The 16,792-nt window shown below is 71.4% G+C and carries 14 protein-coding genes; 10 read left to right on the top strand and 4 right to left on the bottom strand.

Translation table 11 applies throughout. The annotated features are described in order from the left end of the window. Positions 1-11: 11 nt before the first annotated feature. Entirely contained in the window at positions 12-1,256 is a 1,245-nt protein-coding gene (nadA, locus tag LR393_RS15995; RefSeq protein WP_231484717.1) for a quinolinate synthase NadA, read from the top strand. 80 nt (positions 1,257-1,336) lie between these two features. On the opposite strand, the gene LR393_RS15990 is transcribed toward nadA, so the two are convergent. After that, positions 1,337-2,698, bottom strand: coding sequence for a dipeptidase (locus LR393_RS15990; protein ID WP_231484716.1), 1,362 nt, complete (start codon positions 2,696-2,698; stop codon positions 1,337-1,339). A 205-nt stretch (positions 2,699-2,903) separates the two neighbouring features. Beyond that, positions 2,904-3,527, bottom strand: coding sequence for a TetR/AcrR family transcriptional regulator (locus tag LR393_RS15985; protein ID WP_231484715.1), 624 nt, complete (start codon positions 3,525-3,527; stop codon positions 2,904-2,906). Positions 3,528-4,077: 550 nt separating this feature from the next. On the opposite strand from LR393_RS15985, the gene LR393_RS15980 reads away from it, so the two are divergent. Together LR393_RS15980 and LR393_RS15975 are read left to right on the top strand one after the other, a co-directional pair. Next, the gene (locus LR393_RS15980) at positions 4,078-4,692 is read left to right on the top strand and encodes a DUF3043 domain-containing protein (RefSeq protein WP_231484714.1); all 615 of its coding nucleotides are present in this window, start codon (positions 4,078-4,080) and stop codon (positions 4,690-4,692) included. Between the two features lie 58 nt (positions 4,693-4,750). Beyond that, positions 4,751-5,776, top strand: a complete 1,026-nt coding sequence (locus LR393_RS15975; protein ID WP_231484713.1) for an aldo/keto reductase family protein — start codon at positions 4,751-4,753, stop codon at positions 5,774-5,776. Positions 5,777-5,834: 58 nt separating this feature from the next. Here LR393_RS15975 and LR393_RS15970 read toward each other — a convergent pair whose 3' ends face one another. After that, on the bottom strand, positions 5,835-6,047 hold the full coding sequence (locus tag LR393_RS15970) for a hypothetical protein (protein WP_231484712.1): 213 nt from the start codon (positions 6,045-6,047) through the stop codon (positions 5,835-5,837). Between the two features lie 108 nt (positions 6,048-6,155). On the opposite strand from LR393_RS15970, the gene LR393_RS15965 reads away from it, so the two are divergent. From LR393_RS15965 to LR393_RS15950, 4 genes are all read left to right on the top strand, one after another. After that, a complete protein-coding gene (locus LR393_RS15965) occupies positions 6,156-7,580 on the top strand; it encodes a bifunctional adenosylcobinamide kinase/adenosylcobinamide-phosphate guanylyltransferase (protein ID WP_231484711.1) in 1,425 nt (474 codons plus the stop codon). A gap of 64 nt (positions 7,581-7,644) precedes the next feature. Further along, a complete protein-coding gene (locus LR393_RS15960) occupies positions 7,645-8,940 on the top strand; it encodes a nicotinate-nucleotide--dimethylbenzimidazole phosphoribosyltransferase (RefSeq protein ID WP_231484710.1) in 1,296 nt (431 codons plus the stop codon). Between the two features lie 75 nt (positions 8,941-9,015). Further along, positions 9,016-9,795, top strand: coding sequence for an adenosylcobinamide-GDP ribazoletransferase (locus LR393_RS15955; protein ID WP_231484709.1), 780 nt, complete (start codon positions 9,016-9,018; stop codon positions 9,793-9,795). Between the two features lie 134 nt (positions 9,796-9,929). Beyond that, positions 9,930-11,438 (top strand): leucyl aminopeptidase, encoded by a 1,509-nt coding sequence (locus LR393_RS15950; protein ID WP_231484708.1) that lies wholly within the window; start codon positions 9,930-9,932, stop codon positions 11,436-11,438. Positions 11,439-11,520: 82 nt separating this feature from the next. Here the strand turns inward: LR393_RS15950 and LR393_RS15945 are convergent, their stop codons facing one another. Next, entirely contained in the window at positions 11,521-11,889 is a 369-nt protein-coding gene (locus LR393_RS15945; RefSeq protein WP_231484707.1) for an oxidoreductase, read from the bottom strand. A 385-nt stretch (positions 11,890-12,274) separates the two neighbouring features. On the opposite strand from LR393_RS15945, the gene lpdA reads away from it, so the two are divergent. The 3 genes from lpdA (at position 12,275) to LR393_RS15930 (ending at position 16,630) form a co-directional block, all read left to right on the top strand. Then, a complete protein-coding gene (gene lpdA, locus LR393_RS15940; protein ID WP_231484706.1) occupies positions 12,275-13,663 on the top strand; it encodes a dihydrolipoyl dehydrogenase in 1,389 nt (462 codons plus the stop codon). Positions 13,664-13,798: 135 nt separating this feature from the next. Beyond that, on the top strand, positions 13,799-15,565 hold the full coding sequence (sucB, locus tag LR393_RS15935; protein ID WP_231484705.1) for a 2-oxoglutarate dehydrogenase, E2 component, dihydrolipoamide succinyltransferase: 1,767 nt from the start codon (positions 13,799-13,801) through the stop codon (positions 15,563-15,565). 174 nt (positions 15,566-15,739) lie between these two features. Further along, positions 15,740-16,630: a TIGR01777 family oxidoreductase gene (locus tag LR393_RS15930; RefSeq protein WP_231484704.1), complete on the top strand. Its 891-nt coding sequence runs from the start codon at positions 15,740-15,742 to the stop codon at positions 16,628-16,630. Positions 16,631-16,792 lie beyond the last annotated feature (162 nt).

Raw genomic sequence — 16,792 nt, 5'->3', positions numbered from 1 at the left:
ATGATGACCGAATGACTACGAGGACCGATGGACCGGTCGCGACGCTCGCACCGGCGTCCCTGGATCAGGGCACTCCCTCGTTCGCCGAACCGGCCTCCACCCCCGCTGCTCTGCTTCTCCTGGGTCGTGCGCAGGACCTGGGCAGCGAGCGTGGTGTGGAGTGCCCCGGCGACCTGCCTGCCGCCTCCGACCCCGACCTGGTGGCCCGGGCCCACGCCGCGCGCCAGACCCTGGGCAGCAACGCCTTCGTGCTCGGCCACCACTACCAGCGCGACGAGGTGATCGACTTCGCCGACGTCACCGGAGACTCGTTCAAGCTCGCCCGTGATGCCGCGAACCGGCCGGACGCCGAATTCATCGTGTTCTGCGGTGTGCACTTCATGGCCGAGAGCGCGGACATCCTGACCGCCTCGCACCAGCAGGTCGTGCTGCCCGACCTGGCCGCGGGCTGCTCGATGGCCGACATGGCCGCGATCGCCCAGGTCGAGGAGTGCTGGGACACCCTGGTCGAAGCCGGCATCGCCGAGGACGTCATCCCGGTCACCTATATGAACTCCTCGGCCGCGATCAAGGCCTTCACCGGTCGTCACGGCGGCACGGTGTGCACGTCGTCGAACTCGCGGGTGGCGCTGACCTGGGCCTTCGGCCGCCGTCCGGAAGGCCGGGGCAAGGTCCTGTTCCTGCCCGACCAGCACCTGGGCCGCAACACGGCGGTCTCGCAGATGGGTTTCTCGCTGGACGACTGCGTGGTCTACGACCCGCACAAGCCGATGGGTGGCCTCACCGTCGAGCAGCTGAAGAACGCCCGGATGATTCTGTGGCGCGGGCACTGCTCGGTGCACGGCCGTTTCACCGCCGAGAACGTCACCGCGGTGCGCGAGCGCGTGCCGGGCGTCAACGTGCTGGTGCACCCCGAGTGCCGGCACGACGTGGTCACCGCGGCCGACCAGGTCGGGTCGACCGAGTACATCATCCGCACGATCGAGGCGGCTCCCGCCGGTAGCTCGTGGGCCATCGGCACCGAGCTGAACCTGGTGCGGCGCCTGGCCCGCACCCACCCCGAGCTGGAGATCACCTACCTCGACCGCACGGTGTGCTTCTGCTCGACGATGAACCGCATCGACCTGCCGCACCTGGTGTGGACCCTGGAGTCGCTGGCGGCCGGGCGCAGCGTCAACCGCATCGTGGTCGACCCCGACGTCGCCCACTGGGCCCGGGTGGGCCTGGACCAGATGCTGGCCCTGCCGGGTATCTGAGACCGGGTCGGCCGGGGAAGGACCGCATGATCACGGAACCGTTTCCCGGTTCGCGATCAGGCGGTCCTTCCCCGTGCTGACTACTTCTCCGCGAGGGCCGCGAGCAGCAGGGCCTCGGCCAGGCAGGCCCGCTCGAACTCGCCCAGGTGCAGCGACTCGTTGGCGCCGTGGGCCCGGGAGTCCGGGTCCTCCACCCCGGTGAGCAGCACCGTCGACTTCGGGTAGAGCTCCTTCAGGTCGGCGATGAACGGGATCGACCCGCCGACACCGATGCTGACCGGGGCGGTACCCCAGGATTTCTCCAGGGCCCAGCGGGCGGCGTCGTAGACCGGCCCCTCCAGGTCGGCCCGGAACGACTGCCCCTGCTCGCCGTCGCCCACCTCGACCTGCGCGCCGAACGGGGCGTTGGCCTCGACGTGCGCGCGGATCGCCGCCATCGCCGCGGCCGGGTCCTGCCCGGGGGCGATGCGCATCGAGAACTTCACCGTGACGGCCGGGTTCAGCGTGTTCGACGACTCCGCCACGGTCGGCGCGTCGATGCCGATGACGGTCATCGCCGGGCGGGTCCAGATCCGCGACGTCAGCGTGCCGGTGCCGATCAGCTCCACACCGTCGAGAACGCCCGAATCCGAACGGAAGTCCGCCTCGGGGTAGTCCAGCGGCGCGCTCTCGCCCGACACCAGGCCGGCGATCGCGAGGGTGCCGTCCGGCGTCCAGAACGAGTCGAGCAGGCGCACCGTCGCCATCATGGCGTCGGGAACCGGGCCACCGTAGAGACCGGAGTGCACCGCGTGCTTGAGGGTGCGCACCGTGATCGTGCCGTCGACCAGGCCACGCAGCGTGGTGGTCAGGCCGGGCACGCCGACCTTCCAGTTCGCCGAGTCGGCCACGACGATCACGTCGGCCTCGAGGCGCTCGCGGTACTCGTGGAGGAAGGCGGAGAAGGTCGGCGAGCCGATCTCCTCCTCACCCTCGGAGAAGACGACCAGCCCGACGCCGAGCTCGTCGCCCAGCAGGCGCAGCGCGGCGATGTGGGCCATGATCCCGGCCTTGTCGTCCGCGGCACCCCGGCCATAGAGCCGGCCGTTGCGCTCGGTGGGCTCGAACGCCGGTGTCTCCCAGGCATCTTCGTCACCGGGAGGCTGAACGTCGTGATGTGCGTACAGCATCACGGTGGGGGCACCCTCGGGGCCGGGACGGCGGCCGACCACGGCGGGGCGGCCACCCTCGACCCGGAGGATCTCGACGTCGTCGACGCCGACGTCCCGCAGCAGGCCGGCGACCGCGGCCGCGCTGTCTTCCAGCGTGGACTGGTCGAACGCATCGGCAGACACGCTCCGGATCCGGACAAGTCGCTCCAGATCGGCCCGTACCGCGGGCATCAGCCCGGTCAGGCGCAGACGGAGGGACTCGACATCGGGGGAATACGGCTCGTGGCTCATCCCCCGAAACTATCCAGCAGCGACGGTGCGGCGCGAAACACCGTCGCTGCGCTGTGCGTGTGACCCACGTTCGGTCTGGATGTGAACCGGTGTGGTGTCTTCATCCGGAAGCAGGTGGCAACCGTGATGACCTCGTCGAGCTACTGCTGAAACCACTGCCCGGACCAAGTCGGCCCGGGTGCCCTACTCAGCCCAGAAGCTGTTTTCAGCCTGGCTGTTCGGCCAGGTCACGCTCGCGGTGGCCGACCGGCCGGCAGAGCCGGTCGAGCATGCCCACGAGATCTTCGGTGAAGGCGGCCGCCGCGAGCGAGTCGGCCTGGTTGGTGACCTCCCGGGCCCCGGCCGCGATGACCGAGCCGATGACCAGCAGATGAGCCTGGTTCAGCGGACGGCCGTCGGCCGACCTCAGGCCGGCCCCGCTGCGCTGCGCCCAGCCGGTGAAGCCGTTGCGCAGCACCTCGTCGAACCCGGGCGGACCGTCGCCGGTGAGGAACAACCGGGCCAGATCCCGCTCGGCCCAGGCTCCCTGGAGGAACGCCCGGGAACCGGCGGCCATCAGGGCGACCGGGTCCCACTCACCCTCCGCCATGGCCTCACGCACGGCGCCGTCGGCACGGGCGTCCTGCCTGGTCTGGAAACCGTCGTAGAGCGCGGTATACAGATCGGCCTTACCACCGAAATGGTGGTACATGCTGCCCACACTGGACCCGGCCCGCGACACCACCTCGGCAACGCTCGCATCGCTGTACCCCACGTCGGCGAACACCTGCCGAGCGGCGTGCAGCAACGCTGAGCGGGTGTCCTGGGCACGCCGCTGGATGACCGGCATCTCGACCCCCATTAGCTGTTGTTGCTCGAATACGGACAGTGCACGACACCTCGGATCCCAACGAGCCCGGGCACCGAGAGGTTCGGGCCCGGGAGCTGTCCCACGAATGCCCGTCGGGCGGGCGGGACATGCCTCCCGTTGTGCAACGCCGTGCCGTGCGTGATTCCTGACGCCCGCGGCGAACCGGCCCGGTGACGCCGCGGTCCCTCCACGCGTCGTTCCGTTGCCACCCCGTTGCTGCCGGCCCGCATTCCTCGGCCGGCCATTCCCCGCGTACGGCACCGTGCACCATCGCTGCCGACCCGCCCGGCGGGCTGCGGAAGCACGATGACCGCGGATCAACATTCCCACGTCCGGGGGGCCCTTGTCCGCTTCTTCGCACAGCCGGTTCCGGTCCGGTTCCTCTCCGTTGCCGAACCGGTGCCCCTCCCGTCCCGCACTCACCGCGAGATCCGCCGCTCGATCCGTCACCGCATCCGGAACCGGTTCGAGACCTTCCCGGGCCCGGGGGCCGGGCCCAGCACGTACTCAGGGCAGTTACCCTGATGGCGTGTTCGGACGTGACAAGACCGCCGCTCCTGAGGAGCCCCAGGCCGATCAGGTGGTCAAGGCAGGGGGCAAAGGCCGCCCCACCCCCAGCCGCCGTGAGTCGGAGGCGCGCAACCGGCGTCCCCTGATCGGTACGCCGCCGGCCCCGAAGGGGGCCACCCGGGCCGAGCGTAAGGCTGCCCGCCAGGCACGCTCCGCCGCCTCCCGCGAGGAGCGTCTCAAGGCCCGCGAGGCGATGAACCGCGGCGACGAGCGGTACCTGCCCGCCCGCGACAAGGGCCCGGCCCGCCGTTACGTGCGCGACTACATCGACGCCCGCCGCAACATCGGCGAGTACTTCCTGCCGATCGCGCTGTTCTCCCTGGTGCTCGGCATGGTGAATGTGCCGGTGCTGCGCCTGGTCTCACTGGTGCTGCTGTACGGCTTCGTGCTCGTCGTGGCCATCGACTCGTACCTGCTGCGCCGGCGTATCCAGAAGCGGGTCGACACCAAGTTCGAGGGTCGTACCGGGGTCGGGGCGCCCGGGGCCGGCACCTACGGCATGATGCGCGCGCTGCAGTTCCGCCGCGGCCGCATGCCCAAGCCGATGGTCGCGCGGGGCGAGTTCCCCTCCTGAACCGCCTCTGACCAGTGCCGACGCAAGTCTGTCGGGGGAGCGCAATAGGCTCCCCCGCATGGAGTATCGGTATCTCGGCCGCAGCGGCCTGAAAATCAGTGAGCTGACGTACGGCAACTGGATCACCCACGCGTCCCAGGTGGGCAACGACGTGGCCACCCAGTGCGTGCGGGCCGCGCTCGACGTCGGCATCACCTCGTTCGACACCGCGGACACGTACGCGAACACCGCCGCCGAGGTCGTGCTGGGTGACGCCCTGGCCTCCGAGCGCCGGGAGAGCCTGGAGATCTTCACCAAGGTCTACTGGGCCACCGGGCCCCAGGGCGCGAACGACGGCGGGCTCTCGCGCAAGCACATCATGGAGTCGATCAACGGCTCCCTGCGCCGGCTGAAGACCGACTACGTCGATCTCTACCAGGCCCACCGCTTCGACTCCGAGACCCCGCTCGAAGAGACCATGCTGGCGTTCGCCGACGTGGTGCGGTCGGGCAAGGCGCTCTACATCGGGGTCAGCGAGTGGACGGCCGACCAGATCCGGGCCGGCCGCGTGCTCGCCGACGACCTGGGCATCCACCTGATCTCGAACCAGCCGGAGTACTCGATGCTCTGGCGGGTCATCGACGACGAGGTGGTGCCCACCAGCCGTGACCTGGGCGTGTCGCAGATCGTCTTCTCACCGCTGGCCCAGGGCATCCTGACCGGCAAGTACCTCCCCGGTCAGGCCCCGCCCGCCGGGTCCCGCGCGACCGACACCAACGGGGGCGCCGACTTCATCTCCCGCTGGATGAAAGACGACGTGCTGCAGCGGGTTCAGGGCCTGGCCCCGATCGCCGCGGAGGCCGGTCTGTCGCTGGCCCAGCTCGGTGTGGCGTGGGTGCTGCAGAACCAGAACGTCGCCTCCGCCATCATCGGTGCCTCGCGGCCCGAGCAGGTGAAGGAGAACGTCAGCGCGGTCGGGGTGAAGCTCGACGCGGACCAGCTCTCCCGCATCGACGAGGTGCTCGGCGACGTCGTCAACCGCGACGCCACCTGGACCAGCCGGCGCGCGCCGAAAGGCCGCCCACCGGTCAGGCCACGCGTCTGAGAGTTCTCACCGGGGCCGGCCCGCGAACGGTGGGCCCCGGTGGGACTCCGGGTGGGACTCAGGCCAGAGGGCGCAGGCTCATCGGGCCGTAGATCTTGTCGTCGGCGTTGAACAGGTTCACCTGTTCCACACCGGCGGCGAGCAGGTCGTGCCAGCTCTCGCCGACCCAGCTCTCCGCGTCGGCCTGATTCGGGAATCCGGTGCGGGGAAGCTCCGGCCCCGTCATGACCGAGCCGTCCGCTGCCTCGTACTGCCAGGTCCATGAATTCACGTGCCTACGGTACGTGTGAATCCCGCCCCGGAGCCATCAGGTTCCGCACCTGTTCCTCCCGGTTTCCGGCGGCCGCCGGTCCGGACCGTTCGGCGAAAGAGGCGACGCATGCGGCTCACACTCACCGGAACCGGTCCGGCCGAGGGTTTCCCGGTGCCGGACTGCCCCTGCGCCGTGTGCGCCCGGGCCCGGCGCGACGGGGTCACCGCCGAGCCGGCCCGGCTCGTCTCCTCCGGCGGGTGGGAGATATCGGTGGACGGTGTGGTCACGGTGGACGATGCGGTCACCGGGCACGCTGCGGTCACCTCCGGCGGAACGGTCGACACGGGCCGGCCCGCAAGCTTCGCGACCGGCGCTCCCGCCCCGAACCCCCGGACCGGTGTCGCCCCGGACACCCCGGACAGCCACGCCGGTAAGAGCAGCGAGCCTCACCCCGGCACGTCCCGGCACTCCACCGGCGCCTCGCACGAGCTCGGGCCGGGAGAGGTTCTGACGCTCGACCGCCCGGCGCGCGGCACCCGATTCGAGGCCCTGGGCGAGGGTGTCGTCCTGATCCGCACCGCCGACCTGACCGTGGTGTGGGCACCGCAGGCGGGCGAGATCAGCGACTCCACGCTCGACGCGCTCGCAGCCCTGCTGCCTGCCCCTCTCCCGACCGCCCCCCGGACAGTGAGCCGGCCACCCGACGCCCTGGTGCTGGGGCCCGAGCCGGAGTCCTCCGCACCGCCCGGGGAGATGCCGTCGCTGGGCTGTGCCCGCACGATCGCCCGGTTGCGGGCCCGCGGAGTGATCGGCCGGCGCACCCGTTGCCTGCTCGTCGGGTTCGGGCACCGTGAGACCCATCCGGCCCGGCTCCAGGCCTGCCTGCCCGCCTGGGGGGCCGAGCTGGCCGTCGCCGGAACCGCTCCCGGCCTCCCGCATCCGCAGCACTCCCCGCTCCCGCACCTCGGGCGCGTCCTCGTGCTCGGTGGGTCGGGATCGGGCAAGTCCGCGTTCGCCGAGCAGTTGCTGTCCGCGGCCCCCCAGGTGGTCTACCTGGCCACCGGCCCGAAACCCGGGCGGTCCGGTGAGGAGACCGCGTCCACCGGCGACGACTCGTCCCCCACCGAGCACCCCGAGGACGACGAGTGGGCCTCCCGGGTGCGCAGGCACCAGGAACGGCGCCCCGGCTGGTGGAGCACGCTGGAGACCATCGATGTCGCCGGACCCCTGACCGGCGACGGCCGGGCGATCCTGCTGGACTCGGTGGGCACCTGGCTCAGCGGCGTCCTCGACCGCTGCGGCGCGTGGGACGACCGGCCGGGCTGGAAGGAACAGCTCGACGCCGAGACCGCGGCCCTGCTCACGGCCTGGCGCGAGTGTCCGGGACCGCTGGTGGCCGTGTCCGACGAGGTGGGCTGGTCGATCGTGCCGTCGACGGAGTCGGGACGGCTGTTCCGCGACCAGCTCGGGCGGCTCAACGGCAAGCTGGCCGAAGCCAGTGAAGACGTCCACGTCATCGTCGCCGGACGGTTGCTGCGGGCGGACGCGTGAGCGCCGGGCCCGGTTCACCGGCCCCGTGCGGCAGCACCGCTCCGGGACCGTCATGATGGGCGCCGTGCAGGTGGATGAACTCAACCGGATCGCGGCCCTCGTCACCACGCCCGACGGATCGCCGGGCGGTATGCGGGCCCGGCCGCGGGGCGGTGTGCCCTCGCCGGGCGGTGACCGGCTCGACGAACTGACCCGGTGGTGGGCCGGAGTGGTCGGCCGCGAACTCCCCCGGCGGGTCGAGCACTTCTGGCTGCCGCACACCGGCACCGCCGGGCCGGTGCGCTCGCAGGTCGTGCTGCACCGCTTCACCGCGCCCCGCGAGGCACAAGATGCCATCGACTGGGGCCTGGCCACCGCCGACGACGCCGTGGACGACGGCACCGACCTGATCCTGCTCAGCATCCCCGCCCGCCCGGACGACATCGCCTGGCAGGTCGCGGCGGCGCAGGTGCTCGGGCTGGACGCGGTCGAGGCGATGGGCTGGCCCACCCCGGGCCTGACCGACCGCACCTGGATCGAGCGGGTCACCCGGATCCGCGACGGTCTGAAGGCCGTGCACGGCAACCGTAAAGACCCGCTGCGTCTGCTCCAGCTCCTGGAACACCGAGAGCTGCTGGCCGGCACCGGTCTGCTGTTGCAGGCCGCCGCGCGCCGCACTCCCGCGATCATCGACGGCCCGATCGCCACCACGTGCGCCCTGCTCGCCGCCCGCCTGGCCCCCGCCGCCCGCAGCTGGTGGCTGGCCGCCGACTCCGGCGGTGCCGCGCTCACCCGCCGGATGCTCGAGGAACTACGCCTCGTCGCCGTCACCGACCTCGGCCTGGACGACGGCGACGGCACCGGCGCCCGGCTGACCCTCCAGCTCCTCGAGACCGCCGTGCTGCGGGCGCAGGAACGCAACGACGAAATTGAGGACGACTCCTCTGCTTCCGCCGGCATCGAACCGGCCGCCGGGGTCGGGGAAGCAGGAGTGACCGAGGCCCGGCCGGCGGAAGAGACGCTGGTCACCGAGGAAACGCCGGCCACCGAGGCGTCGGCCACCGGACGGACGCAGGAGCCGGACGCCGCGGCGATCGACGGTGCGGCGATCGACGCTGCGGCGATCGACGGTGCGGACTTCGTGAGCGCGCTACCGGATCCGGACTTCGACGGCGGGTCCACCTTCGCGGCGATCCCCGACCCGGACGAGCAGGCGACGCCGGATCCCGCCGTCCCCAGTAACCCCGGCGTCGCAGACCACCCACCGGCCGACGCAGCAGACCGCGAGCCCCTGCCCGACGAGTCCGATCTGGCCCCAGGGCCGCCCCCGGGCACCGCATCCGACACCAGCCGCCCCACCGGCAACGGCGAACGGCGCTGAGTGCCCGAGTCGCGCAATGCCGCGGGCTCTCCCGGGAGCACCCTGACTGATGCCCTGAGGCTCGCGTTCGGGACCTTGACCGCGTTCCCTGTCCCCCCACCGACCACCGTCGCCCCACCCGTCCCGGGCCGGGCCATGGCCCTCGCTCCGCTGGCGGGGGTCGTCCCCGGACTGACCGGCTGGCTGGTGGCGTTCGGGGCGATCCGGCTGGGCCTCACCCCCCTGGTGGTGGCCGTGCTGGTGGTGGGGGTGTTCGCGCTGAGCACGCGGGCACTGCACCTGGACGGTCTGGCCGACACCGCCGACGGTTTCACCGCGAGCTACGACCGCGACAAGGCACTGACCGTGATGCGGCGCGGCGACAGCGGACCGGCCGGTGTGGTGATGGTCGTGATCGTGCTGATGCTCCAGGTCACCGCCCTGAACCAGGTGCTGGTGACCGCCGGCATCAGCACGGTCGCGGTCGGCTGGCGCAACGAGCTGGCGGCCACGTTCGCCGTGGTGACCGTGGCGGTGACGGCCCGGGTCGCGATCCCGGTGATCTGCCGTTCGGGTGTTCCCCCGGCCCGGCCGGAGGGTCTGGGGGCGATGGTCGCCGGCGCCGTGCCGAACCCGCTGCTGGCGACCTGCCTGATCGTGACCGCCCTGGTCACCGCCTGGTCCGGGTGGGCCGCCGGGCTGACCTGGTGGGCCGGGCCGGTGGCCGTCGGGGCGACCGTCGTCGCAGCTGCGGTGCTGGTGCGGCGCTCGACGAGGCGCCTGGGCGGCATCACCGGCGACATCATCGGCGCGGGCGTGGAGATCGGCACGGCGGTGGCTGCGCTGGCCCTGATCGCGTCCACCCACGCAAGCTGAGACGCGTCCTCAATTCCGGGTAGTGGTCGCCCCCTACGCACGGCGGGCACCCGGGCGGAACCATGTTCTGCGGTCCGACCGGGGACAGGCCTAGGATTCTCGACGGAAAGCCCGTTGACGTCGAAGGATTCTCGTTGCCCACGCTCAGTGTCACCGCCAAGGAAGCTGTCAGTCAGTCCGCCGATGCCCTCGTCATCGGGGTCGGCACCAACAAGGCCGGTGCCGTGCTCGCCGGGGCGCCGGCCCTCCCCGCACCGGTGCGCACGGCGCTGACCCAGGCGGTCAAGGCCGTGGGCGCCACCGGCGCCAAGGGCACGCTGCACCGCATCCCGCCCGTGGCCGGGGTGTCCGCCAAATCGGTGGTCCTCGTCGGCCTCGGCGCACCGGCGCAGATCGACCACGAGACCCTGCGCCGCGCCGCCGGTGCCGCCACCCGCGAGCTCGCGGGCCTGGCCAAGGTCGTGTTCGGTCTGCCCACCACCACGGGTGAAGACGTCACGGCGGTCGCCGAGGGCGCCCTGTTCGGCGCCTACGCGTACAACCGCTACCGCACCGGTGACTCGGTCAGGACGCCCGTCGGCACGATCGTCGTGTCCGCCCCGGCCGCCGCGAACACCGCCGCCCGGGCCGGGATCCGCCGCGCCAAGGTGCTCGCCGACGCCGTGCACGGCACCCGTGACCTGATCAACGCGGCGCCGATCGACCTGTTCCCGGCCCAGTTCGCCGACGACGCCCAGCGCGTGGTCAAGGACCTGCCGGTCACGGTCACCGTGCTCGACGAGAAGAAGCTGCTCAAGGGCGGTTACGGCGGCCTGATCGGGGTCGGCCAGGGCTCGTCGCGCCCGCCGCGCCTGGTGAAGCTGGAGTACAAGCCGGCCGGCGCCGCCACCCACGTCGCACTTGTCGGCAAGGGCATCACGTTCGACTCCGGCGGTATCTCGATCAAGCCCGCCGCGAGCATGGACGACATGAAGAGCGACATGTCGGGTGCGGCCGCGGTGCTGCACGCGGTCGCCGCGATCGCCGAGCTCCGCCTGCCCGTGCACGTCACCGGCTGGCTCGCGCTCGCCGAGAACATGCCCTCCGGCACCGCCCAGCGTCCCTCCGACGTGATCACGATCCGCGGCGGCCGCACGGTGGAGGTGCTCAACACCGACGCCGAGGGCCGGCTGGTGCTCGCCGACGCGATCGTCGCCGCCGGTGAGACGAACCCCGACGTGATCGTCGACATCGCCACCCTGACCGGTGCGCAGATCGTGGCGCTCGGCAGCCGCACGTCCGCGATCATGTCCAACGACGACGACCTGCGGAACCTGGTGCACACCGTGTCCGGCGAGGCCGGTGAGGCCTTCTGGCCGATGCCGCTCCCGCCGGAGCTGCGTCCCAGCATGGACTCCCGGGTCGCCGACATCGCGAACATCGGCGAGCGGTTCGGCGGCATGCTGGTCGCCGGGCTGTTCCTGAAGGAGTTCGTGCCGTCCACCGACGACGGCGCGCAGACCCCGTGGGCGCACCTGGACATCGCCGGCCCGTCGTACAACACGGGTTCCGCCTACGGCTACACGCCGACCGGTGGCACCGGGCACGGCGTGCGCACGATGGTGGCGCTGTGCGAGTCGCTGGCGACCACGCCGCTGCGCTGAGTCCGGTCACCGCCCTCTCATGACTGCCGGCCCGGCCGGTACCGGCCGGGCCGGCAGTCATGTTTGAGGACGATCTGGTCGCCTATTGCGGCCAGGGTGGCAGTTCGGTGTCTTCCACCGGCTGCGGCTCGCCCCGCTTGGCGCGCGCGTTCCAGTCCCGCATGCGCTGCGGGTAACCCACCTGCTGAATGTCGTAGACCGGGATCATCAGTCGCTCCGACAGCTCGCGCAGTACCCCGGGGTGCAGCACCCGGCGCCTCGTCCACTCCCCCGTCGACGCGATGAGCAGCACCGTCGGCGGGTTCATCGTGGTGGCGGGCTCGACGAACGCCTCCACCCCACGACGGGTCCGGATGAACTCCTCGAGGTGCTCACGCACCCGGTTCACCTCGGCCCGCTGCTCGGCCCGGCTCTCCACCGGGGCCGCCTTACGTCGTGAAAACCAGCCCATGCGCCACCTCCCTCACCGGGCGAGAGTTTCTCACGCGACTCCTCACCTTTTCTCCCACCGTCAACGATGCGCCCGGCGGCACCGTTCCCGATCGCCGGCCCACCGGGCTGCTACCGGCCCTGGACCTGCCCATGATCATGGCGTGGATCGGGGGCCGGGCGTTCATCAGGCCCACCGGTCCCGGGGCCCTCCGGACGCCACCGAAAGCGACGACCGGCCCGTTCGGTACCGGGGTGTTTGTGTCCCACGACTCATTGACGTGACGAATGACGCGGCCCGGGCACGCCGGATCCGACGTGACCACCCATCCCGGTGATGACAGGATGGCGGGAGGCTCACCGGCAACCAGGGCGCCGGTGGCGTTGAAACGCGAGGGAGCACCCAGGTGTCCGAATCCGGCCCCGGCCAGATCCACGACGTTGTGATCCTCGGAGGCGGCAGCGGCGGTTACGCCGCGGCACTGCGTGCTTCCCAGCTGGGTCTCGACGTCGTGCTGATCGAGAAGGACAAGGTCGGCGGCACCTGCCTGCACCGGGGGTGTATCCCGACCAAGGCCCTGCTGCACGCGGCCGAGGTCGCCGACTCGGCCCGCGAGAGCGAGCGCTTCGGGGTCAAGGCGAGCTTCGAGTCGATCGACATGCCTGGTGTGAACAAGTACAAGGACGGCGTCATCGGCCGCCTGTACAAGGGCCTGCAGGGTCTGGTCTCCGCTGCGAAGGTGACCTACATGGAGGGCGAGGGCCGGCTGGTCGCGCCCGGTACGGTCGAGGTCGCGGGCACCCGCTACCAGGGCCGCAACGTCGTCCTGGCGACCGGTTCGTACTCGCGCTCGCTGCCCGGCCTGGACATCGGCGGCCGGATCGTCACCAGTGACCAGGCCCTGAACCTCGACTCCGTCCCGCAGAGCGTCATCGTGCTCGGCGGCGGCGTGATCGGGGTCGAGTTCGCCAGTGTGTGGCGGTCGTTCGGCGCCGAGGTGACGATTGTCGAGGCGCTGCCGAGGCTCGTTCCCGCGGAAGACCCGGCCGCGTCGAAGGCCCTTGAGCGGGCCTTCCGCAAGCGTGGCATAGCGTTCAGGACAGGGATCCGGTTCTCCGGGGCCCAGCAGGACGACGAGGGAGTCACCGTCTCGCTGGAGTCCGGTGACACCCTGCGGGCGGATCTGCTGCTGGTCGCGGTCGGGCGGGGCCCGAACGCGGACGGTTTCGGTTACCAGGAGGCGGGGGTGAACATGGACCGGGGCTTCGTGCTCACCGACGAGCGGCTGCGCACGAACGTGGAGGGAATCTTCGCGGTCGGCGACATCGTCCCGGGGCTCCAGCTCGCCCACCGTGGTTTCGCCCAGGGCATCTTCGTCGCCGAGGAGATCGCCGGGCTGGCCCCGGCCCCCCTGGTCGAGTCAGGCATCCCCCGGGTCACATACTGCGACCCGGAGGTCGCCTCGGTCGGACTGACCGAGGCACAGGCGCGCGAGCGTCACGGCGACGACAACGTGCAGACCTACGAGTACAACCTGGCGGGCAACGGCAAGAGCCAGATCCTGGCCACCGCCGGCTTCGTCAAGCTGGTCCGCCAGAAGGACGGCCCAGTGCTGGGTGTACACATGGTCGGCGCACGGGTCGGGGAACTCATCGGGGAGAGCCAGCTGATCGTCAACTGGGAGGCCTTCCCGGAAGAGGTCGCCCAGCTGGTGCACGCCCACCCCACCCAGAACGAGGCTCTGGGCGAGGCGCACCTCGCACTCGCCGGGAAGCCGCTCCACGCGCACGCCTGACCGCCCTCACAGCACGACCTGAAAACAAATGTGCACCACCAGATGTACCCGCTCTCCCAGTACCCCGAGCGGTTGACCACAACACTTCAACGGCGCCATTGACGCCGACGAAACACGAAGGAGAGCGGAGAACAGATGTCGGACTCCGTGCAGATGCCCGCGCTGGGTGAAAGCGTCACCGAAGGCACCGTGACCCGGTGGCTGAAGCAGGTGGGTGAGCGGGTCGAGGTCGACGAGCCCCTGCTGGAGGTCTCGACCGACAAGGTCGACACCGAGATCCCCTCGCCGTTCGCGGGTGTGATCGAGCAGATCCTGGTCTCGGAGGACGAGACCGTGGAGATCGGCGCTCAGCTCGCCGTCATCGGTGACGGCTCCGGTGGTGGTTCTGCCCCCGCGCAGGAGACCCCGGCCGCAGCCCCGGCTGCCGCCCAGCCCGAGCCTCAGGCCGCTCCCGAGCAGCCCGCTGCCCCCGCCCCAAAAGACTCCTCCGCCTCTTCCGACGGTGGAGAGGGCACCACGGTCTCGATGCCGGCCCTCGGTGAGAGCGTCACCGAAGGCACCGTCACCCGCTGGCTGAAGCAGGTCGGTGAGTCGGTCGAGGTCGACGAGCCCCTGCTCGAGGTCTCGACGGACAAGGTCGACACCGAGATCCCCTCGCCTGTCGGCGGCACCGTGCAGAAGATTCTGGTGAACGAGGACGAGACCGTCGAGGTCGGTGCCGCCCTGGCGGTCATCGGCTCCGGCGCCGCGGCCCCGGCTGCACCCGCTGCCCCGGCCCAGCCCGCTGCCGCTCCGGCACCGGCTCCGGCGCCCACTCCGGCACCGGCTCCCACTCCGGCACCGGCCGCTGCTCCGGCTCCGGCCGCTGCTCCGGCTCCGGCGGCCGCCCCGGCCCCCGCTGCCGCTCCGGCCCCCTCGGCTGCTCCGGCCGAGTCCAACGGCTCGTCGCAGGACGGCCCGGGTTACGTCACCCCGCTGGTGCGCCGCATGGCCGCCGAGCAGGGTGTGGATCTCTCCGCCATCACCGGTACCGGTGTCGGCGGACGGATCCGCAAGCAGGACGTGATCGACGCCGCAAAGGCCAAGGAGACCAGCCCGCCGGCTGCTCCCGAGGCCGCCCCGGCCCCGGCGGCCGCTGCTTCCCCGAGCGCCCCGGCCAAGCCGAAGCAGATCCAGGTCTCGGAGCTGCGCGGCACCACCGAGAAGATGTCGCGTCTTCGCAAGGTGCTCGCCAAGCGCATGGTCGAGTCGCTGCAGACCTCCGCCCAGCTGACCAGCGTGGTCGAGGTCGACGTCACCCGGATCGCGCGCCTGCGCGACCGGGCCAAGGGCCCGTTCCTGGCCCGCGAGGGCGTGAAGCTCTCGTTCATGCCGTTCTTCGCCCTGGCCGCGATCGAGGCGCTGAAGCAGCACCCGAAGCTCAACGCCAGCATCGACGGCGAGAACGTGGTTTACCACGCGCAGGAGAACCTGGCGATCGCCGTGGACGCCGAGCGGGGTCTGACCGCGCCGGTCATCCAGAACGCCGGTGACCTCAACATCGCCGGTCTGGCCCGCAAGATCGTCGATGTCGCCGAGCGCACGCGCACCAACAAGCTCAGCATGGACGACCTGGCCGGCGGCACGTTCACGCTGACGAACACCGGCAGCCGCGGCGCCCTGTTCGACACGCCGATCCTGTTCCCGCCGCAGACCGGCATCCTCGGCACCGGTGTCGTGGTCAAGCGCCCGGTCGTGGTGAAGGACGCAGACGGTGCGGAGAGCATCGGCATCCGCTCAATCGTCTACCTGGCGCTGTCGTACGACCACCGCCTGGTCGACGGCGCCGACGCCGCCCGGTTCCTCGGCACCATGAAGTCCCGGCTCGAAGAAGGCGCCTTCGAGGGCGACCTCGGTCTCTGAGAATCTCACCTCGGAGAACGGCTCTGACCGAACGGCCGGTTCCTGTCCCCTTCGGGACGGGGGCGGCCGTTCGGCCTTTGCCTGCTCGGCGGGCGGGATCGCCGGCGGCACGGCAGGCTGGACCATCCGGGCCTGCCCGGAAAGACATTCCCTGAGAACGCAAAGGACACACCCATGAAGGTCGCGGTCACCGGCTCGCACGGCCTGATCGGCTCCGCCCTCGTCGAGCGCCTGAGCGCGCGCGGGGACGAAGTGATCAAGCTGGTGCGCTCAACTCCCTCCGGACCCGGTGAGGTGCAGTGGGACCCGGCCGGCGGCAGCGTCGACCTGGCCGGCCTGGCCGGCGTCGAGGGCGTGGTGCATCTGGCCGGCGCCGGCGTGGGTGACCACCGCTGGACAGCCGCGTACAAGCGTGAGATCCGGGACTCCCGGGCCCTGGGTACGCGCACCCTGGTCCGGGCGCTGACCGCGCTCGAGACCCCGCCCCGGGTGCTCGTGAGTGGTTCGGCCATGGGCTACTACGGCGAGCGCGGCGAGGAGATCCTCACCGAGCAGTCCGGACCGGGCGAGGGTTTCCTGGTCAGCGTGGTCGAGGTGTGGGAGGCCGAGGCCGCTCCCGCGGCCGACGCCGGAATCCGGGTCGTGCACCCGCGCTTCGGGCTGGTCATGGCCCGGAACGGCGGCGCCTTCAAGCAGTTGCTGCTGCTCGCGAAGCTCGGTCTGGCCGGGCCGATGGGCAACGGACGCCAGTGGTGGAGCTGGGTCACCCTGCCCGACGCCCTCGCCGCCCTGGAACTCATGCTCGACGGCGACCTGACCGGCCCGGTGAACGTGGTCGGCCCCGAGCCCGCCCGCAACGTCGACGTGATGAAGGCCGTCGCCGGGGCCCTGCACCGCCCCGCGCTGGTACCCGCCCCCGCCTTCGCCCTCAAGGCCGTGCTCGGGGAGTTCGCCGGTGAGGTTCTCGCCAGCCAGCGGGTGGACCCGGGAAAGCTGCGCGCCGCGGGCTTCCGGTGGGAGCACGACACCCTCGCCAAGGCCGCGACCTGGACCGCCGGTCAGTAGTCCGCCCGGACCTGGCCCGGGCCTTCACTCGGGGACACCGGCCAGGGCCTTCACTCGGGGACACCGGCCAGGGCCTTTCCGCGACACCGCCGGATCTGCGGACGCAGGACACCTCGCTCGGGTCACCCAGCCAGGTGACTTTCGGTCCGCTCGCTCCGCGCA

It is taken from the genome of Kineosporia mesophila (genome assembly GCF_021129235.1).
GTDB lineage: Bacteria > Actinomycetota > Actinomycetes > Actinomycetales > Kineosporiaceae > Kineosporia > Kineosporia mesophila.
Note: the sequence above shows the minus strand (reverse complement) of the source record. Positions and strands in the feature narration are given on the sequence as shown.